Origin of the sequence: Lentzea pudingi, from assembly GCF_014646255.1 — a bacterium.
GTDB classification, from domain to species: Bacteria; Actinomycetota; Actinomycetes; order Mycobacteriales; family Pseudonocardiaceae; genus Lentzea; species Lentzea pudingi.
Genome location: NZ_BMNC01000001.1, coordinates 349,667 through 369,663, shown reverse-complemented (window position 1 = coordinate 369,663; position 19,997 = coordinate 349,667). Strand labels below are relative to the sequence as shown.

Genomic DNA, 19,997 nt, shown 5'->3' with positions numbered 1-19,997 from the left:
GACCGTACCAGAAAAGCGGAAACGGGGCGGCTACGATCACGTGATGTGGCTCCCAGCCTGGAGAACCTGCTGGTCGTAGGCGTCGCGTCGAGCGCTCTGTTCGACCTGGCGCAGTCCGACGCCGTCTTCGCGACGGAGGGCGAACAGGCCTACCGCGCCTACCAAGAGGCACACCTCGCCGAACCGTTCGCCGCGGGTGTCGCGTTCCCGTTCATCCGCCGCCTGCTGCAGCTCAACGACCTCGCACCGCTGGTCGAGGTGATCGTGCTGTCGCGCAACTCCCCCGACACCGGCCTGCGCATCCTGCGATCCGCCGCCCACCACGGCCTCACGATCACCCGCGCGATCTTCACCGAGGGCCGCGCCCCGCACGAGTACATGCCGGCGCTGAACATGTCACTGTTCCTGTCCGCCAACGAAAAGGACGTCCGCAAGGCCACGAACGCGGGTATGCCCGCGGGCCAGGTCCTCAAGTCGTCGTTCCAGGACGACGACGACCCGGCGCTGCGGATCGCGTTCGACTTCGACGGTGTCCTCGCCGACGACGCGTCCGAGCGGATCTACCAGAGCGGCGGCCTCGACCAGTTCCAGCGGCACGAGGCCACGAACGTCGTCACACCGCTGGATCCCGGGCCGCTGCGGAACTTCCTCGCGGGCGTGAACCGGATCCAGCGCCAGGCCGAGGACCGCATCCGGGTCTCGGTGGTGACCGCGCGCTCCGCCCCCGCCCACGAGCGCGCGATCAACAGCCTCAAAGCCTGGGGGCTGACGGTGAACGACGCGTTCTTCTTGGGAGGTCTGAAGAAGGCGCCGATCCTGGACGTGCTCAAGCCGCACATCTTCTTCGACGACCAGCGCGGGCACCTGATCTCGACGGTGCCGTGCGTGCACGTCCCGTTCGGGGTGTCGAACGAGTGATCAGCCGAGCTGCCGGGCCGTGTCCGCGTGGAACGCGACCAGCTGCGGCATCGGCACCGCCTGACCCGCCGTACACCCGCAGCCAGCCGTGGTGCAGCACCAGACCACCGCTGTTGAGCACGACGGCGCCGAGCAACGACCGCGCGGTCACCTGCAGCTGCAGCAACGTCGCCCGGCACGCCTCAGGATCCGCCGGCAGCACCTCGCACGAGGTCTGCCCTTCACGAACGGCGTCCAGCACGGCGGGCCAGCCCGGATCGTCCACATCGGTCAGTTCGGCGATGTCCCGCACAGTTCCCCCAAAGAAAAAGCCCGGCCATCCACAACGGATGACCGGGCCAGATCCTAGACGCTACTTCGCGAGACCGTCCTCGATCGCCTTGATGATCGCCGGCCGCAGCTGCGCGGCCGAGATGATCGCGTCGACCGCGCCGACCTCCACCGCGCGCTGCACGCTGTGCACGCGGTCGAACTCGGCGGCCATCTCGTTCAGCTTCTCGGTCCGCACGCCCTGCCGCGTCGTCGCCAGCTCGGCGGTCAGTGCCGAGCGCTCGGCACCGGAGGCCTCGGCGACCGCGGACTCCAGCTTCTTCACACGCGGGTCGTTGGCCGTGCGGCCGTCGACCTCGCGAGCGAACACCACGGCCGCGGCGGGCGCGCCACCGATGACCGAGGCGAACGAGCCCTCGACCGCGAGCACCGTCATGGACGGGTTCAGGGCCTTCGAGAAGACCACGAACGCGCCGCCGTGGTACCGCGAGATCACGGTGAAGACGATCGGGCCGCGGAAGTTGACGATCGCGCGGCCGATCTCGGCGCCGTACTCCAGCTGCAGTTCCCGCATCGACTCCGGGGAGCCGTCGAAGCCGGACAGGTTCGCCAGCACCACCAGGGGCCTGTTGCCCGAGGCCGCGTTGATCGCGCGGGCCGCCTTCTTCGACGACTTCGGGAACAACGTGCCGGCGGTGTAGGTGTCCGGACCGTCGGTGGGCGGGAAGCCGGTGCGCGACACCCCGCGCGACTCGACGCCGAGCAGCGTCACCGGGATGCCGCCGAGGTGCACGTCCTGGACGACGGCGGTGTCGGCGTCGGCCATGCCGGCCCAGCGCTCCAGCACCTCGTGGTCCTGGTCCGAAAGCGCCCTCATCACGGTGCGGATGTCGAACGGCTTCTTGCGGTCCGGGTTCGACTCGATCGAGAAGATCTCGCCGACCGTGGTGAACGGGCTGTCCCCCACCACGTGTGGGTACGACGACACGTCACGACCAACAGGGTCCGAAGTGGACACTCGACGCGGCGAAGTCTCGCCCGGCGCGATGTAGCTGTGCTCGTAGTGGCCCAGCAGCACGTCGAACGCCGCGCGCAGGTTCGGGGCCCAGTACTGCGCCTGGCCGTTCGGGCCCATGACGCGGTCGTAGCCGCCGATGCCGTAGTTGTCCTCGGCCGAGACGCCACCGGAGAAGTCCAGCGCCTGCTTGCCGGTCAGCACCATCGCCGAGTCCGGGGTCATGACCAGGATGCCCTTGGTGTGCATGAGCATCGTGGCCTCGGCGTTCCAGTACGGCTGGGCGCCGACGTTGATGCCGTTGACGACGACGTTGATCTCGCCACCGTCCTGCGTGAACTCGACGATCCGCTTCAGTGCCGCGGCCACCCAGTCCATGTTCTCGACACCGGAGCTCATCGAGATCTTCGCGCCCGACGAGAGCGAGAACCACTCCAGCGGAACGGACAACGACTCGGCCAGGTCGATCGCGTGGATCACCCGCGAGCACTCGGGCTCGGCCAGCGCGCCCAACGACTTCGTCGGGTCACCCAGCAGCACCACGCGCTTCATGCCCTCGGGGTACGCCGGGGTCGGCGTCGTCACGACACCGACGACGATGCCCGCCTTGTTGCCACCGCGCGGGCGGTCGACCGGCACCAGCGCGCCGTCGACGAGGTCGTGCTCCACGAACGAGCCACCGTCGCCGACGAGCATCTCGACCAGCTCGTACGGGTAGATCGTGCCCCGCGACTGGGCGCGCAGCACGTTCTGGCGGTAGTCGTCCAACGGCTGGATCGGCTCGGTCGGCGGCTGCACGAACGAGAACCGCACGCCCGAGCCGGCGTCGTTCGCGATCCGCACACCGATGTCGGACAGCTCACCGGAGACCGGGTCGCGGCGACGTGCCAGGAACAGCACCTCCTCCAGGTCCAGGCCCGCGGTCGTCGGCAGCACGCGCTGACCGATCGCGTCGAGGTCCTTCGAGCCGAGCTCGGTGGGCGGCCACGCGTAGAGCACGACGCGGTTGGTCGCGAGGCGGGTGCGGCCACCGGACTGCGCGCGCGCCCTGCGGATGCCGTCCAGGCACGTGGCCAGCACGTCCTCCGCGGCGGGCAGCGCCACGATCCGGCCCTCGTCGTCGCGCAGCGGCGTCAGGTCGCGGACCTGGCCCAGCGCCACGAGCCGCTCGTCGGACTTGTTCGCCTTGGCCACGGCACGGAACAGGTACACGTCCTCGTCCACAGAGGACAGACGTGTGAGGTCGAACTCCCGCAGCCGCTCCAGCTGCATGCGTTCGGCGATGCGCGGGTGCAGCCCGCGCACCAGCCTCTCCTCCGCGAACCCGTTGGACGACGGGCGGAACGTGAAGTGGTGGTGCATCGACTCGCCGCGGCGGCCCGCCACGGTGGTGGTGATGCGGGTGATCGTCGGCGGCAGCTGGTGCGCGGCCAGGGCGGCGCCCAGTCCGGCGGCCATCTCGTCCTGGTCGGACGGGCCGTCGGGCCAGTTGACGTAGAGGTCGACGACGACGGCGCTTCCGTTGCCGTGCTTGACGACGTCACCGACGGCCTCGGTCAGCGACGAGAACTCCACGGCGGTCGAGATGAGCCTGGTCTGCTCGGGCTCGTTCTCGGCGATGAAGAACGCGCCGTCGGTGCGCGGGCTCTCCAGGGCCTTCTTCGTGTAGTAGCGGCGGGCCAGCACCTCCAGCAGCGGGGTGTTGTCCGCGCCGGGCTTGCCGATGCGCTGCCCGAGCAGGCGCACCAGCGGTTCGGCCGACGCCACCATCGCGACGATCCGCTCCTCGCGGTCAGCCGCCTGGGGCTGCGCGTCGAGGTGGATGAGGTGCTTGCGGACCTCGCTGTGCACGCGGGCGCGGTTGCGGCGCACCAACGGCTGCGCGAACCACGTGAACACGACGCTGCGGGCGAGGTCGGCCACCGCCGGGTAGCGGACCTGCGTCGCGGCGACGATGTGCTCCAGCACCAGGCCGACCCGCACGCGCTCGGACTCGACCGGCGGCGCCTCCTGCACCCAGCGGCGCAGCAGGGTCGTGGCGACGGCCGCGTCGAACACGCCGCGGCGCAGCGCCACGAAGATGCGGAAAACGGCCTGCTCCAGCTCCGGCGTGCGGTCGAGCTCGGTGATGCCGTAGTGACCGATCACGTTCTGCAGGCGGGCGCGGAAGCCCTCCGGCAGTGCCGCGCGGTCGGCGTCCAGGGTCTTGAGGTACGTGTGGAAGTGCTCGCGCGGAGAGTGGATGTGGTTCTCCGGCTTGGTCTCCTCACCGGCGGGACGGTTGCGCGAGAGGTCGCACAGGTCGGCGAAGATGCCGAGCAGCGTCGCCTCCTGCACGAGCGGCCGTTCCCGCAGGTTCTCCCGCGCGCCCATGTAGTCCGCCAGCACCCGCTCGGTGTCGGCGGCGGTGGTGTCGAAGCCCAGCAACAGGTTGCGCAGGTCGTCGATGCCGCGGGCGGCGAGGTCCTCCGGCCGGACGTCCGTGCGCGGCACGGGCAGTTCCAGCTCGACCGCCGACTCGGGCTTCGCGACCTCGGCTGCGCCGGCCTCGTCCTCGATCTCCTCGAGCTTCAGCAACGCGCCACCGGCGGGCACCTGCGTGCCGACGACGACGTTCAGCTCCTTCAACCGGGCGCGGAACGGCGCGCGCAGCACCGTCTCCATCTTCATCGCCTCGAGCACGAGCACCGGGGCACCGGCCTCGACCTCGGCGCCGACCGCGAGCGGCGTCGCGACGACCAGCGCGGGCATCGGCGAGCGCAGGACGCCGCCCTCGTCACGGGTGACGCGGTGGGTGACCCCGTCGACCTCCACCTGGTGGACCACGCCGTGCGTGCCGGTGACGACGCGGAACCTGGTGCCGTTGACGGTGATCTGGCCGATCTGGTGGTCGAACCGCTCGACGTCGACGTCACCGGTCAGCACGGTCCCGGAGTCCGCGGCCGACACACCGACGCGGTACTTCGCGGCACCGGCGCGGGCGACGGTCACGACGTAGGGCTGACCGCGCAGCACGAACTCCAGCTTGACCGCGCCCTCGTGGTTCGTGCGCGGCTGGCCACCGTGGGCGGACGCCAGCAGTTCGGTGCGGTTGATCTGCTCCTCGTCCTCGTACACCTCGATGCCGGCCGCGGCCAGGGCGATCGCGGAGTGCCGGTGCGAGATCAGGCCGCCCTCGGCGCGGACGCGGTCGATCCACGAGGTGTCGGCCGAGCCGTCGATCACGGCGGGCTCGTCGAGCAGGTCGAGCACGAAGCTCTTGTTGGTCGTGCCGCCCTCGATGATGACGGTCGTCTCGGCCATCGCGCGGCGCAGCTTGCCCAGCGCCTCGTCGCGGTTGCGGCCGTACGCGATGATCTTCGCGATCATCGAGTCGAAGTCGGCGGGGATCTGCGAGCCCTCGGCCACGCCGGTGTCGACGCGGATGCCGGGACCTGCCGGGAGCTCCAGCCGAACGATCGTGCCGGGGCACGGCGCGAAGTCGCGGTCCGGGTCCTCGGCGTTCAGGCGGGCCTCGACGGCGTGGCCCAGTTCGACGGGCTTGGAGCCCTCGAGCTTGCCGCCGCCAGCGACGTGCAGCTGCGCCTTGACCAGGTCGAAGCTCGTGGTGATCTCGGTGATCGGGTGCTCGACCTGCAGGCGGGTGTTGACCTCGAGGAACGCGAAGAGCTTCTCACCGGGGTGGTAGAGGAACTCGACGGTGCACGCGCCGCGGTAGCCCACGGCGTTCGCTAGCCGCTCGGCCGAGGACTTGAGCTCGTCGACCTGGTGCGGCTCCAGCACGCACGAGGCCGACTCCTCGATGATCTTCTGGTTGCGCCGCTGCACCGAGCAGTCGCGGACGCCGAGCGCCCACGCCGTGCCCTGGCCGTCGGCGATGACCTGCACCTCGACGTGCCGGGCGCCGGTGACGAGGCGCTCCAGGAACATCACGCCGGAGCCGAACGCGCGCGCGGCCTCCAGGCTGGTGCGCTCGAAGTTCTCCTCCATCTCGGCAGGAGAGGTGATCTTGCGGATGCCGCGCCCGCCACCACCGGCGGTCGCCTTGAGCATCAACGGGTAGGTGACCTCCTCGGCCACCTTCAAGGCGTGCTCGAGGTTCTCGACGGCGCCGCGCGACCACGGCGCGACCGGGACCCCGACCTCCTCGGCGATCAGCTTCGAGCCGATCTTGTCACCGAGCTTGCGCATGGCCTCGGCGGACGGGCCGACGAACGTGACGCCGACCTTCTCGCACAGCTCGGCGAACTCGGGGATCTCGGCGACGAAACCCCAGCCGACCCACGCGGCGTCGGCCTTCGTCTCGACGAGCGCCTTCTCCAGCACCTCGAGGTTCAGGTACGGACGGTCCGCCGCCAGGCCGAGGTTGTGGGCCAGGTCGGCTTCCCGTACGAACGGCGCCGACTTGTCGACGTCGGTGTACAGGGCGACGGTCTCGATCCGTTCCCCTGACTCGGCGGCGAGCTCACGGACGGCGTGGATCAGCCGCATTGCGGCTTCCCCGCGGTTGACGATCGCTACACGACTGAACAACGACTTCTCTCCTCGCGGACAGACAACCTCAGCGGCAGTCGCCGCCCAATCGATGTACACACTCTCGTCTACCAGCCGGTAACTGAACCGCTGGATCGGAACGAGTTGAGCAGCGTGCTTTGTATGAAACCAACAAGGCACCAGGTCCTCGGCACAGCTTCACTTGAGCCCGTGTCCCAACTCACGGCCGGGCCCTCCCCCTGGTCCGCTTCGAGGGAGGACCCGGAGGGTCACGACTGCGGAATCCGGATGACGGTCCCCGGCGTGATGACGTTTGGGTCCGTGATGACGTGCGGGTTCGCCCGCACCAGGCGCGTGTAGAGGTTGCCGGAACCGTAGAACTGGGTGGCGATCCCCCACAGCGTGTCACCGGGCTTGATCTCGTACTCCTGGAAGACCCGGTAGCCGGGCACGATCCGCGGCCCGTACACGACCGGCACGATCACCTTGTCGAGTTCGGCACCGTCCTTGGGCGAGACCCAGAACACCTCGACGAAGAGCCGGTCGAGCGCGAACGACGCGGCCGAGACGTCGACCCCGACCTGGAACTGGCCGTGGCCGCCGACCCCGTCACCGGCCATGAACCCGCCGACGACCTCGTCGTGACCCTCGTGGATCCGGTAGTTGAACTGAGCCTCGAACGCTCCGCCCGCGGTGCCGGCGATCTGGACGTGGCTGCCGACCAGGCCCTGCGGCCGGGGCTGCTGGATGTCGATGGACATGTCTTCCCCTTCCCTCCGCTGGGTAGATCGCGGACGGGCAGGGGGTCGTTGCCGGGGTTCACCCCGGTGGCGCAACGGCTGGTGGTGGAGGTCGGAGTCGAACCGACTACGCGCGGGGCTCCCGTTTTACAGACGGGCGAGGCTCCACAGCCTCATCTCCACCCTGGTTCGGACAGGAAAAAGTCGCCCTGACCCGTTCAGCACGGGGGGCGGCTCTCGACATCGGTGAGGCCTCAGGGCATCACGACGGAGAGCCTGATCCGGGCTGATAGCGGCGCATGCGGATCACCTTGCCGGATCCGGGCCGAGCCCGCCAACGATTAAAGGGGAAACGGCGCAGGCGCTCGGAACGACATCCAGGTGTGCGGGTCGTGGGACGAGCTCGCGAGCTCGCCGCGGTGCGGTCGTGGCTGGCGGCGGAGACCGGGCGGCTGGTGCTCTGCGGCGGTGAGCCCGGCATCGGCAAGACGCGGCTGGCCCAGGAACTCGCCGGGCACGCCCTCGCGCTCGGCCGGGAGGTCGTGTGGGGGCATTGTGTGGAGACATCGGGCGCACCGGCGTTCTGGCCGTGGCGGCAGGTGCTGAAAGCGGCCGGGGCGGATCCCGACCGGGTCCTCGCCCACGACGCCGAAGTGCCCCAGGACAGGTTCCGGGTGTTCGACGCGATCGCCACCGCACTGGACCGCGACGGTCTGGTGATCATCGTCGAGGACGTCCACTGGGCCGACGAGGCGTCGCTGCTCGTGCTGGCCCATCTCGCCACACGGCCGCGGGGCCTGCTGTTCGCGACGTTCCGCGATCCGTGCCCGGCGGTCGCGGACCTCATGCGCTCCGCTGACCGGATCGACCTGCACGGACTGTCCGCCGCCGAGGTCGCCGAACTCACCGGGCCCGAGCACGCGGCCACGATCACCGAGCTGACCAGCGGGAACCCGTTGTTCGTCACGGAGATCGCCCGTGCGATCGGCGACGGCACGTGGCGCGCGGACCAGCCACCGCGCAGCGTCCGCGACATCGTCACAGCCCGTCTCTCCAGACTCTCCCCCGGCACCCGCGACCTCATCAGGACGGCGGCGCTGATCGGCCGCGACTTCGACCTGGACCTGGCGGCCGCGGCCTCCGGACAGCCGATCAGCGCGTTGGACGAGACGTCCCTGGTCGACGCCACCGGCCACCGGTTCACGCACGCCCTCACCCGCGACGCCGTCGAGGCCTCGCTCACGCCCGGAGAACGCCGCGTGCTGCACCGCCGAATCGCCGAGGCGATGGCGGAAAGCACGCGCTACGCGGACGTCGCCCGGCACTGGAACGCGTGCGGTGAGACGGAAGAAGCCCGCACGTGGACGATTCGCGCGGCGCAGGACGCGGTGGCCAGGCTCGCCTACGAGGAGGGCGCACGCCTCTACCGCCTGGCAGCGGAACTGCAGGACACCCACGAGGTCCAGGTGGCCCTGGGCAGGGCCGCCTACTTCGCCGGGGACCTCGCGGGGTGCGTCCAGGCCGCCCAGCGCGCCGCCGAACTCGCCGGGAACCCCGAGCAGAGCGCGGAAGCCGCCCTGGTCCTCGAAGCCGCACCCGGCGCGGGTGTCAACGCGATCGCGACCCCGTTGTGCGACAACGCTCTCCGCCAGGAAGTCAGCCCGGCCACCCGTGCCCGTCTGCTCGCCCAGCGCAGCCACCTGGCGTTCTACCGCGGCGAACAGCACAGGCTCGACGAGCTGAGCCGTGAGGCCCTGCGACTGGCCCGGGGTGACGACCGCGCGCTCGCGGAAGCGTTGCACGCCAGGCAGGAGGCGTGTCCCGGACCGTCCGGTCGCGCCGAACGCCTCGGCCTCGCCACCGAGATGATCGACCTCGCCCACCGCACGCACAGCCCGCGTGGCGCGATGTGGGGTTCGCTCTGGCGCGTGCACGCGTTGGTCGAGAGCGGCGAACTCGCTGCGGCACAAGAAGAACTGCCGGCGCTCAAGCTCGCCTGCGAACGGGTCGGTGGCCAGGTCCCGTTGTGGCACCTCGACGTCGTGACGGCGTGCATCGCCCAGGCGCAGGGCCGGTTCGCCGAAGCCCAGGAGGTCGGGCGGCGCGGCTACGACCGGATGCGGGTGATCGAGCGCGAACCGGCATCCGGCGCCTACTTCGCCTTGCAGTGCGGGCTTTCCTGCCATCTCGGCCCCACCGAGGACGGCCTGGCGCTGGCCCGCCACTTCCACGACCCGCCACCGCGGTTCCGGCTGATGTCGAAGCTCACGCGGGCGTTCCTGTTGCTGCGCGCGGGAGTGCGCGACGAGGCCCTCGAGCTCTACCGCCGCTGCGGGCCGATCGAGCAGTGGGACCTGCCCGCGTTCTTCGTGCTGCCCGGCCTGGTCGACGCCGTCCTGGTGACGTCGGGCCTCGGCCTGACCGACGACCTGGAGCTGATCCTGCCCCGGCTCGCGGAGTTCCGCGGCGAGCACGCGGCCGGCAACGGCGTCGCGTACATGGGCCCGGTGACGCTCGCGCTGGGCCGCGGCCACCTGGCGCTGGGCGAGCACGAGCAGGCCGTCACCGACCTCACCACCGCCGTCGACGAGGCCTCCCGCGCGGGCGCTCCCGCGTTCGCCGCCGAGGCCCGCTGGCACCTCGCGGCGGCGTTGCGCGCGCTGGGCCGCGACGCCGACACCGTCCAACGCTCCGCCGACCGTGCGATCCGAGCGCTGGGCATGACGGGCTTCACCACGACCGAGCTGAGCAGCCGCGAGCACGAGGTCGCCACCCTGGTGACCGAGGGCATGACGAACCGGCAGATCGCGCGGCGGCTGGTGATCTCCGAGCGGACCGCCCAGAACCACGTCCAGCACATCCTCACCAAGCTCGGCTTCAGCACCCGCAGCCAGATCGCGGCGTGGATGAGTACCGCACCGAGTACTCCGGCGGATGGCTGACCAGCGAGAACTTCCTACCTTGGGAGCCACACCGACCGAGGAGGACCCCCATGTGGCTCACCATCGCTACCCCGCCCACCCGCTCCCTGGACCAGCTCGACCAGATGATGGCCGCGGTCGATCCCGAAGGCCTGCGCGCCCGCTACGCCTGCCAGGCCGAGGGTGAGTTCCGGATCATCGCCGTGTGGGAGTCGAAGGAGCACGCCGACCGCTTCTTCCGCGAGGTGCTCGGCCCGGTCCTGGCCCGCGTGCTCGGCCCCGAACCGGCGGGCGCGCCCACGACGACCGGCATGGAGGTGCTCCGGGAGTTCACTCCGGTCACCGCTGGGTAGCCACCCTGCATGCGACCAGTCCAAACGGCAGCCTCAGTGGCCGGCGCGGCCTTCCTCCTCGTCGGTGTGCTCGGGTTCATCCCGGGCATCACCACGCACTACGACGAGCTGGGCCTCGCCGGCCACTCGGGCGCCCTCCTGTTCGGCCTCTTCGCCGTGTCCGTGCTGCACAACCTCGTCCACCTGCTGTTCGGGGTCGTGGGACTGCTCGCGGCGAAGAAGGCCCAGTCCGCCCGCGCGTTCCTCATGGTCGGCGGTGGCGTCTACGTGGTCCTGTGGGTGTACGGCTCGGCGATCGGCGAGCACACCGCGGCGAACTTCCTGCCCGTCAACACCGCCGACAACTGGCTGCACCTCGGCCTCGGCGCCGGGATGATCCTGCTCGGCGTCGCCACGACCGCGGTCGAACGCGCCCGCAGCGACTCGCCCGTGAACTGACCTCAGTTGAACAGGGCGATCGACAGGTTCAGGGCCGCCGCGAAGCTCACCCATGCCAGGTAGGGCACGAGGAGCAGCCCGGCGGCCTTGCCGCGCCTGAAGAAGGCCACGACCACCGCGGCGATCGCGAGCCACAGCACCAGGATCTCGGCGAACGCCACCCAGAACCACCCGAGGCCGAAGAACAACGGCGTCCAGGCCGCGTTCAGCACGAGCTGCGCGCCGAACAACGTCAGCTCGCCCCGCGTCGCCCCGGCCCGCCACGCCAGCCATCCCGCGACCGCGATCATCACGTACAGCGTCGTCCACACAGGACCGAACAGCCACGGGGGCGGCGCCCAGGAAGGCTGCTGCAGAGCCGTGTACGTCGACCCGGCGGACACGGAGAACAACGAGCCCACCACGGCGGTGACCAGCACGGCCCCCGCGAAGAGCCCGAGAGCACGGACCGGATGGCGTTCGGATACCAGCGTCATGCCTGGTTGATACCCGTTCACGCGCCCGGCGACGCACGCGCGATCCGAGTGCCGCGGACGTCCGGAAGGTGACGCCCGCCGCTCCGGACCGTCCACGGAAGACGGTGCCGAAGCGGCCGGACGACTACTTCTTGCCGCTCAGCAAGGCCTTGACCTGGTTGCCGCGGCGGCGCAGGCCCCACTTCGTCACGCGGATCAGGGCCTCGCGCACGATGTTGCCGCTCATCTTCGACTCGCCGAACTCGCGCTCGAGGAACGTGATCGGCACCTCGCGCACGCGGAAGCCGAGCTCCAGCGTCCGCCACAGCAGGTCGATCTGGAAGCAGTACCCGGCCGACGCGACCGAGGCGAGGTTCAGCTTGCGCAGGGTGTCCGCGCGGAACGCCCGGTAGCCCCCCGTCATGTCGCGGATGTTCGCGCCCAGCGCGAGCCGCGAGTACAGCGAGCCGCCCAGCGAGAGGAACTTGCGCTGCGCCGGCCAGTTCACGACCTCGCCACCCGGCACCCAGCGCGAGCCCAGCACGAGGTCGGCCTGCGGCAGGGCGTCGAGCAGCCGGTGCAGCTGCTCCGGGGCGTGCGAGCCGTCGGCGTCCATCTCGCAGATGACGCCGTAGTTGCGGTCGAGCGCCCACTGGAAGCCCGCGACGTACGCGGCGCCCAGACCGGCCTTCTCGGTGCGGTGCATCACGTGGACGCGCTCGTCGGCGGCCGCCATCTCGTCGGCCAGCTGGCCGGTGCCATCGGGGCTGCCGTCGTCGACCACCAGCACGTGCACGTCGGGCAGTGCCGTGTGCAGCCTCTTGACGATCTTTCCGATGTTGTCCCGCTCGTTGTAGGTCGGGATCACCACCAGCACCTGCCCGAGTTCCTGGTCAGGCTGCTGCGCCATTCGAGTCCTTCCGTCGTCGGGTGAAGCCCAGCGCCAGCGCCGCGAGGCCCGCAGCGGTCATCACCCACTCGGGCCAGGCGCCTAGCCGAGTGGCCAGCGTAGTCTGCGACCTCAGCGGCAGTGTCGCGACCAGGGCACCGGGCTCGAAAAGCCCAGTCTTCCGAGTGACGGAACCGTCGGGTTCGACGAGGGCGCTGACCCCCGAGGTGGCCGCCACGACGACGGCCCTGCCGTGCTCCACCGCCCGCAGCCTGGACATGGAAAGCTGCTGGTAGGTCATCTCCGTGTACCCGAACGTGGCGTTGTTCGTCGGGATCGCGATGATCGTCGCGCCGGCCGTCACGGAGTCGCGGACCACTGAGTCGAACGCCACTTCGTAACATGTGTCAAGTGCGACCTTCGCGGGCCCCATGACGAAACCCCCGGGGTCCGTGCCGGGCTGGAAGACGCCCGCCCGGTCCACGGTCGAGGAGAACAGCCGGAAGAACGACCGCATCGGCATCGTCTCGCCGAACGGCTGCAGCTTGCGCTTCGTGTAGGTGTCCGTGGCCCCCTTCTCGGGGTCCCAGAGCACCACCTGGTTGCGCGGCAGCCCGTCGGACCTGTCGACCACCACGGCGCCCACCGCGATCGGCGCCTTGATCGCCTTCGCCGCCGCGTCGATCACGGCGGCGGCGTCGGGGTTGCGGAACGGGTCGATGTCGGAGGAGTTCTCCGGCCAGATGACGACGTCAGGCTGCTTCTCCCTGCCCGCGGCGACGTCGGCGGCCAGCTGCGTGGTGCGTTTCGCGTGGTTGTCGAGCACGGCCCGGCGCTGCGAGTTGAAGTCGAGCCCGGCGCGCGGCACGTTGCCCTGGATCGCGGCGACGGTGACGGTCCCGGCGGAGGCGTCCACCCCCACGGGTACCACCAGCCCCACCCCCAGCGGCACGACGACCAGCGGCGCGGCGAGCTTCCAGTTCCTCGTGAGCCAGAAGAGCCCGAACCCGGTCAGCACCACGGCGAACGTCACCAGCGGCGCCCCGCCCAGCGACGCGAGCGGCAGGAACCACCCCTCCGGCTGCCCGAACGCGATCTTGCCCCAGGTGAAGCCGCCGAACGGCACCACACCGCGCAGCGCCTCGTCCGCCACCCACAGGCACGCGGCCCACAGCGGCCACCCCGGCACGCGCGAGACGAACGCCATCGCGGTGGTGCCGATCGAGATCATCAGCGCGCACACCAGCGCCAGCGGCAGCCAGGCGATCAGCCCGACGAACTCACCCGTCCACCGCAGCAGCGGCACCATGAACCCGAGCCCGAACAGCAGCCCGTACCCGAAGCCGGCCCGCGCACGCCTGTCGTAGATCACGTGCGCGAGGAGCGCGAACCCGACCGGCGCCAGGAACCACAGCGGGCGCGGCGGAAAGCTCAGGTAGACCAGCACACCGCCGGCGACGGCGAGTGCCAGGCGCGTGAGGACCGGAACGCTCACCTTGCGCCTGCGGGCGGGCGATTCGGGCGATTGCGGCGATTCCGGCGCGATGGGGGGTGCGACCACCCGATCAGCGTACGAGGCCCCGGAGTACGCAGGACGTACGACCTGTGTCGATCTTGTGTTGAAGAGGCTGTCCACGGGCGACGATCGCGGCGAAAAGGCGCGTCGATCCACACCCGAAAAGCCGAACCGCAATTGAGCGAAACGGCCGATGGATGGTTCGACACCGGCGACATCGGTTATTTCGGGGAACCGGGGGGAGGTCGTCCGCGTTTTCCTGGTCACCGAGGGACCGGATGTCGATGTCGACAGCATTCGAGATTCGGCGTTGGCCGAACTGGGTGAGCTTTACCAGCCCAGAGGGGTAACGATTCTTCCTCAACCGCCCCTGACGAAGGCCGGAAAGGCCGACAAGCGCAAGCTTCGTTCCCCGTTTCGGTAAGGTTCGGGCTAAATCAGGAGGTGACGGATGCCCCGTCCAAGCGTGGAAGCCGAACGCAAGGCGCAGATCCTCGCGTCCACCTGCAAGGTGATCGCGGCCGAGGGTTTCCGCCATCTCCGGGTGTCCGACGTGGCCAAGGACGCCGGCGTCTCCGGCGGCACGGTGCACTACTACTTCGAGACCAAGCGCGAGCTCACCGACGCGGCCTTCGAACACTGCTTCAAGGTCTCCGTGACGCGCCGCCGCTGGATCCTCGAGTCCGACGAGCCGCCGCTCTCCCGCCTGCGCATGGTGGTCGAGTCGTACCTCCCCGAGGGGGCCGAGACCGTCGAGGCGTGGAAGGTCTGGGCGGAGCTCTGGGTCGAGGCCATCCGCAGCCCCGAACTGCAGGAGCTCAACGAGCGCTTCTACGGCGAGTGGCGCGACATCGTCGCGAGCATCTTCCGCGACGGCCAGGCCTCCGGCGACATCCTCGCGCCCGGCGACCCGGTCGAACTCGCGAACATGATGGTCAGCATGCTCGACGGCCTCGCGCTGCAGGTGCTCGCGGGTTCGAAGGCCATGACGGTCGACACGATGCGCACCACGTGCCTGCGGTTCGTCGACCAGCTCTCGACCGCCAACGCCGGACAGCCCGGTCCTGTTGCGGCGAACGCCCCCGGAATCGGGTGACGTGGCTCATCCGGGTCAAATCAGGGTTCGTCCCGATGCAACAAACCGCGCGTAGTGGGCATCCTGGGTACATGACCACGACAGTTGCTTTGAGCAGGCCCAGGACCAACCGGATGATCGCGGGTGTCTGCGCGGGGCTCGCCCAGCGCTGGGGGATGAAGGCGGGCACCGTGCGCCTTCTGTTCCTGCTGTCCTGCCTTCTGCCGGGACCGCAGTTCGTCGTCTACATCGTGCTTTGGGTGATCATGCCCAACCGCAACTACTGATCACCGCGGTGACCGGCCGCCTGCTTCACCGGGAGACCGGCTGGAGCAGGCGGCGCGATCAGCACGTTCCGGCAGGCCCGAGGAGTTCCACGAGCTGGTCGTCCGGGTCGAATCCGTGCGTGAGAACGCGATCGATCAACCTCCGTGAGGCGTCTTCGTCGAGCGCGACCTCGTCCAGTCTCGCGAGCACCTTCGCGTAGAGCGCGATCGAGGCCCTGTCATCGAGGAACAGCGCCGAGTTCAGGCCTTCGACGTAAGCCATCGGTTCGTACTTCGCGAACGACAGCATGGTGAAGTCGCCTGTCAACGCCCGGCCGGCCGGAACGATCCGAACGCTGATGTACGGACGGATCATCAGGCGCAGGATCTCGTGGAGCTGGTCCGCCAACACGTCGAGCGTTCCGACAGTCGAGTACAACACCGGTTCGTACACGTAGAAGACGAACCGCTTGGCGTTCTCGACGAGTTCCCGCCGCTCCATCCGAGCGGCGACCAGTGCTTCGACGTCCTTGTCCTCGACGAAGGCGTGGCGGCACCGGCGAGTCGTGGAGCTGCAGCCAACCTCTCGTCCGCGATTCCAGGTACAGCTTTCAGGTACTTGAACTCGTCCGGTGCGGTCTGGCACATCCCCAGCAGGTAGGTGAACTCCTCCAGGGAGGTCCCGCCCTTGCCGTTCACCAGGTCCGACAGCTTGGCGTGCTCCCAGCCGAGCCGTCGCGCCAGCTCGGCCTCCTTCAGGCCGGTGCGGGCGATCGACGTGCGGAGGTTGTCGCCGAACTCGCGACCCAGCACAGTGGACACTCTCTTGGGCATGGCGAGAAATTAGTCCCGCCGCTCCCCCCTCCTCCATCATTTCGGATCCAAATTGACTCGAAAGAAGCAGGCGTAGAAGGGTTCTACGACTTTCAGCGGTTCTCCTCCACCGGTATCCCGGCCAGCTCCTCCGTCAGACTCGTGAACGACTCGGGCGACACCCGGAACCACCCGTCGAACGGCTGCGTCATCCCCAGGCACAGCAGGCACACGAACGCCAGCACGGCAGACGTGAGGCTCATCTGCAGGATGTGCCGCCTGCGCGCCGTGAACCCGATCAGCATCGGGAACACGATCATCGCGACGGCACCCGCGACGGTCCCGATCAGCATGATCCTGCCGGTGTTGTCGAGGCCGCCCGCCGAGTCGAGCCGGTCGCGCCGCAGGTCGGTGATCTCCCGCAGCCGTTCCAGCGAGCGTTCGCGTGCGCTCTTGACCTGGTCCGGTGACGAGGGCAGCGACAGGATCTCGGTGTGCAGGGCGTGCAGGTTCTCGGTGGTCGTGTCGTCGGCCTCGCCGACCGCCAGCTTCGGCCATTCCTTGCCCGCCACCAGTTTCGGGTACTCGGTGAGCAGCGCGCGGATGGTGTCGCGCTGGGGTCGCGGCATGACGGCGGTCTGCCAGTAGACGTCGGCGACGGAGGCGGCCTCGCGGCCCGCGTTGTCCTCGGCCGCGCCGCTCTCCTCCCAGACGATCACGATGTAGAAGGCCAGCGCGACGATGAACAGGCCGCTGATCACCGCGCCGAGGAAACCACGCGAGTCCGCGTCGCGGTCGTCGGCCTGGTCGTGGGCGCGGGACCGCCCGAACAGCAGCAGGGCGACCGCCGTGACGACCACCGACGCGAGGATGACGACTAGCCCGGTCCACATGGGTTCCATCTCCCCACAGCGATCACCGTTTGACCACCAACACCACGCTTCTCGGCGGTCTTCCCCGCCCATCAAGAGCAACGGCGGGCCGGTCGGGAACACAGCTCGTCCACTTCGATCACGAGCGCGGAAGCCGTTGACACGAATGGGGAAACCAGACCTCGACCGTCCTCAACGGAGAGTGAGGACGCGGTGATCAACGGGCGGTGACAACCACCGGGAAGCGTGCCACCCTGTGCGCCGACCCGACCGGAAGGCCTGGCATGCGTGTACCGATCCTCATCGCCGTCGTGCTGCTGGTGCCGCTGCTGACCCCGGGGCCGCCGGTCGCCGCGGCCGAGGTGTGGCACACCCAGTTCGACGAGGCGGTGTACGGGGACGTCACGGTCGTCGGCAACTCCGTGCTGACCTGCCCGACACCCGAACAGGCGGGGCCCCACCCCAAGTATCCCCCGCAGTCCTGTGTGGACGCTCTGAACCGCAAGGGGCACGGGGTGTCCGCGCTGAACAACGGCCACCGCATGTCGTGGACCGACGTCGACGACGATCCGGCGACGTTCAACTCCTCCCGTGCCCAGCTCGGCATCCCGCCCGGCGCGACCGTCGCCTACGCCAAGCTCGGCTGGGCGGGCAGCGTGACCTGCCGTGACGGTGTAACCCCATCCGGCACCCCACGTGACCCCATCACCTTCAACGGCGCCCGCGTCAGCCCCGGGAAGTTCGTCATCGACTCCCCCGGCGAGCTGTCCCACACCGACAGCGCCTTCTACAGCGCCGAGGCCGACGTCACCCGCGCGTTGACGAGCGGCATCGTGACGGTCGGCAACGTCTGGGCGCCCCAGGGGTTCGACTGCTTCGGCGGCTGGTCGCTGACGGTGGTGTGGAAGTTCGCGAACGCCACCCAAGCCGCTCCCGCGAAGCGCCACATCGCGGTGCACGGCGGTCATGTCCGCCTCCCCACCCACAAGCCGGTGCTGACCACGCCGATCGCGCCGACGCACCCCACAGGTGGGGTCATCCGGGTGGGCATCACCGCCTACGAGGGCGACTGGGCCACGGACGGCGACCAGATGCTGATCAACGGCACGGCGGTCGGCGGGCGCAACGCGTTCGTGTCGTCCGCACAGGGTGCTACGCACCCCAACAACATGAGCGTCGACGCGCGCACGGTGACCATCGGCGCGGACACTCTCAAGCCCGGCACCAAGAGCGCCGAACTGGCCTTCAAACGGGCGGAGGACGCGTTCCTCGTCCAGAGCGTGGCGTGGTCGTTCCCGCTGCCGGAGCTCACCCTCGCCGTGACCCCCGAGAACCCGGCCGCCCACGCCAGGGGCAAGGTCTCCCAGACCGCGACGATCACCAACGCCGGGGAGGCGCCGGCGACGGGCGTGACCGTGTGCCGCCAGCAGGTCGGCACGATCGCCGCGCAGGCCACGGCGACGCGGACGTGCGAGTCGACCGCGGCCGACGACGACTACCCCACGACGGTCGCGGTGAGCGGCACGAGCCTCGCGGGCGATCCGCTCGCGGCGCAGAAGGCGTCGACCGTCGACGTGCTGCACCCGGCACTGCGCGCGACCACCACGGCCGAACAGATGACCGCGCTGCCGGGCCAGGCCGTCAAGTTCACGACGACCGTCACGAACACCGGCGACACCCCGCTGCACAGCCTCGTCGCGCGGGCGGGTGGGGGATGTGACCCCATGAGGGGGCAGCTCGATCCCGGCGCCTCGTCCACGGTGGACTGCACGGCGCCCGCCGGCGACGAGAGCGGTCCGCTGACCGCGACCGTCACGGCGGCCGACAGGATCGGCGGCAAGGTCGAGGCGTCGGCGTCCGTGCAGGTCAAGGTGATCTACCCGCGGCTGTCGATCAGCGTGGCCTGGTCGAAGGACCGCGCCCGGGACGGCGAGGTCGTCACCGTCACGGTCACCGTCGGCAACCCCTCCGACCGGGCGATCTCCGACGTCGAGGTGAGCGGCGAGCCCGCCGCGTGCCGCCGCTCGTTCCCGGTGTTGCGACCTCGCGAACGCGTCACCTACACCTGCCAGGTCACCGCCCCGCTGAACTCCCGGCTGACGGTGTCCGGTGCGGGCGCGAGTGGCGCCATCAGCGAGAGCGCGGTCGTCCGGATCGAGTCGGTGAACGCCCCGCCCCAGCCCCAGCCCGATCCCGAACCGCCCGCTCCGGACGCACCGGCTCCCCCGCGTCCGGTCGCGCACGTCCAGCAGGTGTCGAAACCGGCGGTCGGCGGTGTGGCGGCGATCATCGGGATGATCGGCATGGTGGTCGTCGCCGGCGCGTTGTCCGGGCTGGGGCGCCGCTGAGCACCGGGCGGGTGAGATCGGTCGTGTCGCTCCGGAGCCGAATGGGGTAGAAGGAGCGTGTGGAGATCACCGCCTTCCTGGCCCGCAAGCTGACACGCCGGTTCCGGACGTACGACACCGACGGCGACGGGTTCATCGAGCGGGAGGACTTCACCCAGGCCGGCGAGCGCGCCACCAAGGCGTTCGGGCTGGCGCAGGACGATCCCAAGGCCGTCCGCTTGCGGGGGATGCTGGCCGGACTGTGGGAGCACCTGGCGTCGGTCGCCGACCTGGACCGCGACGGGCGGATCAGCCTCGACGAGTACCGCACGGCGTTCGCGAACGGGCTGCTGGAGACGCCGGAGTCGTTCGACGAGGGCTATGTGCCGTTCCTCGACGCGGTGATGGCGATCGCGGACGAGGACGGCGACGGCAAGCTCACGGTCGAGGAGCACGCCCGGTGGACCGGCGCGTTGATGGGACTCTCCGAGAGCGACGCGCACGGGATCCACGACCTGCTGTCCGACGAGGACGGACTGCTGTCCACACAGGCGCTGCTGGCGGCGATCCGGGAGTTCTACTTCTCCGAGGATCCCGCGAAGGCCGGCAACTGGCTGCTGGGGTCGTTGGACTGA

General features: G+C 69.8%; 16 protein-coding genes, 1 tRNA gene and 1 pseudogene. 8 read left to right on the top strand and 10 right to left on the bottom strand.

Annotation, left to right across the window (positions count from 1 at the left end; genetic code table 11):
• Window positions 1-45: 45 nt before the first annotated feature.
• A complete protein-coding gene (locus IEY88_RS01660) occupies window positions 46-918 on the top strand; it encodes a 5'-nucleotidase (RefSeq protein ID WP_189152751.1) in 873 nt (290 codons plus the stop codon).
• Here the strand turns inward: IEY88_RS01660 and IEY88_RS45385 are convergent.
• The 4 genes from IEY88_RS45385 to IEY88_RS01640 form a co-directional block, all read right to left on the bottom strand.
• Window positions 827-1,210 (bottom strand): DUF2625 family protein, encoded by a 384-nt coding sequence (locus tag IEY88_RS45385; protein ID WP_189152750.1) that lies wholly within the window; start codon window positions 1,208-1,210, stop codon window positions 827-829. The two genes, IEY88_RS01660 and IEY88_RS45385, sit on opposite strands and share 92 nt — an antisense overlap.
• A 60-nt stretch (window positions 1,211-1,270) precedes the next feature.
• Complete coding sequence (locus IEY88_RS01650) at window positions 1,271-6,736, bottom strand: ATP-binding protein (protein WP_189152749.1); 5,466 nt, start codon at window positions 6,734-6,736, stop codon at window positions 1,271-1,273.
• 230 nt (window positions 6,737-6,966) lie between these two features.
• Complete coding sequence (locus IEY88_RS01645) at window positions 6,967-7,458, bottom strand: Gmad2 immunoglobulin-like domain-containing protein (protein WP_189152748.1); 492 nt, start codon at window positions 7,456-7,458, stop codon at window positions 6,967-6,969.
• A 79-nt stretch (window positions 7,459-7,537) separates the two neighbouring features.
• A tRNA-Tyr gene (locus IEY88_RS01640) sits at window positions 7,538-7,621 on the bottom strand.
• Between the two features lie 208 nt (window positions 7,622-7,829).
• Here IEY88_RS01640 and IEY88_RS01635 point away from each other — a divergent pair.
• From IEY88_RS01635 to IEY88_RS01625, 3 genes are read left to right on the top strand one after another with little or no spacing between them, the layout of a single operon-like run.
• On the top strand, window positions 7,830-10,379 hold the full coding sequence (locus tag IEY88_RS01635; protein ID WP_229692996.1) for an ATP-binding protein: 2,550 nt from the start codon (window positions 7,830-7,832) through the stop codon (window positions 10,377-10,379).
• A 50-nt stretch (window positions 10,380-10,429) separates the two neighbouring features.
• Complete coding sequence (locus tag IEY88_RS01630) at window positions 10,430-10,711, top strand: hypothetical protein (protein ID WP_189152746.1); 282 nt, start codon at window positions 10,430-10,432, stop codon at window positions 10,709-10,711.
• A 9-nt stretch (window positions 10,712-10,720) separates the two neighbouring features.
• Window positions 10,721-11,149 carry a DUF4383 domain-containing protein gene (locus tag IEY88_RS01625; protein WP_189152745.1) on the top strand — a complete coding sequence of 143 codons (429 nt, stop codon included), beginning with the start codon at window positions 10,721-10,723 and terminating at the stop codon, window positions 11,147-11,149.
• A 2-nt stretch (window positions 11,150-11,151) separates the two neighbouring features.
• Here IEY88_RS01625 and IEY88_RS01620 read toward each other — a convergent pair whose 3' ends face one another.
• From IEY88_RS01620 to lnt, 3 genes are all read right to left on the bottom strand, one after another.
• On the bottom strand, window positions 11,152-11,625 hold the full coding sequence (locus IEY88_RS01620; RefSeq protein ID WP_189152744.1) for a TspO/MBR family protein: 474 nt from the start codon (window positions 11,623-11,625) through the stop codon (window positions 11,152-11,154).
• Between the two features lie 124 nt (window positions 11,626-11,749).
• Complete coding sequence (locus tag IEY88_RS01615) at window positions 11,750-12,514, bottom strand: polyprenol monophosphomannose synthase (protein WP_189152743.1); 765 nt, start codon at window positions 12,512-12,514, stop codon at window positions 11,750-11,752.
• Complete coding sequence (gene lnt / locus IEY88_RS01610; protein ID WP_229692995.1) at window positions 12,498-14,054, bottom strand: apolipoprotein N-acyltransferase; 1,557 nt, start codon at window positions 14,052-14,054, stop codon at window positions 12,498-12,500. The genes IEY88_RS01615 and lnt overlap by 17 nt, the downstream gene beginning before the upstream one ends.
• A gap of 406 nt (window positions 14,055-14,460) precedes the next feature.
• Here lnt and IEY88_RS01605 point away from each other — a divergent pair, with 406 nt between their 5' ends.
• Window positions 14,461-15,105 carry a TetR/AcrR family transcriptional regulator gene (locus IEY88_RS01605; RefSeq protein WP_189152741.1) on the top strand — a complete coding sequence of 215 codons (645 nt, stop codon included), beginning with the start codon at window positions 14,461-14,463 and terminating at the stop codon, window positions 15,103-15,105.
• Window positions 15,106-15,176: 71 nt separating this feature from the next.
• Window positions 15,177-15,371 (top strand): PspC domain-containing protein, encoded by a 195-nt coding sequence (locus IEY88_RS01600; protein ID WP_189152740.1) that lies wholly within the window; start codon window positions 15,177-15,179, stop codon window positions 15,369-15,371.
• A gap of 58 nt (window positions 15,372-15,429) precedes the next feature.
• On the opposite strand, the gene IEY88_RS44985 is transcribed toward IEY88_RS01600, so the two are convergent.
• The 3 genes and pseudogenes from IEY88_RS44985 to IEY88_RS01585 all read right to left on the bottom strand — a co-directional run bounded on the left by IEY88_RS44985 (window position 15,430) and on the right by IEY88_RS01585 (window position 17,056).
• Complete coding sequence (locus tag IEY88_RS44985) at window positions 15,430-15,996, bottom strand: DUF5753 domain-containing protein (protein ID WP_373294003.1); 567 nt, start codon at window positions 15,994-15,996, stop codon at window positions 15,430-15,432.
• Window positions 15,984-16,184, bottom strand: a pseudogene (locus IEY88_RS45380) (helix-turn-helix domain-containing protein); the annotation flags it as partial. The pseudogene IEY88_RS45380 and the gene IEY88_RS44985, both read right to left, overlap by 13 nt.
• A 92-nt stretch (window positions 16,185-16,276) precedes the next feature.
• Window positions 16,277-17,056, bottom strand: coding sequence for a bestrophin-like domain (locus tag IEY88_RS01585; RefSeq protein WP_189152737.1), 780 nt, complete (start codon window positions 17,054-17,056; stop codon window positions 16,277-16,279).
• Window positions 17,057-17,319: 263 nt separating this feature from the next.
• On the opposite strand from IEY88_RS01585, the gene IEY88_RS01580 reads away from it, so the two are divergent.
• Both IEY88_RS01580 and IEY88_RS01575 read left to right on the top strand, forming a co-directional pair.
• Window positions 17,320-19,383, top strand: a complete 2,064-nt coding sequence (locus IEY88_RS01580; RefSeq protein WP_189152736.1) for a hypothetical protein — start codon at window positions 17,320-17,322, stop codon at window positions 19,381-19,383.
• Window positions 19,384-19,442: 59 nt separating this feature from the next.
• Window positions 19,443-19,997 (top strand): EF-hand domain-containing protein, encoded by a 555-nt coding sequence (locus IEY88_RS01575; RefSeq protein WP_189152735.1) that lies wholly within the window; start codon window positions 19,443-19,445, stop codon window positions 19,995-19,997.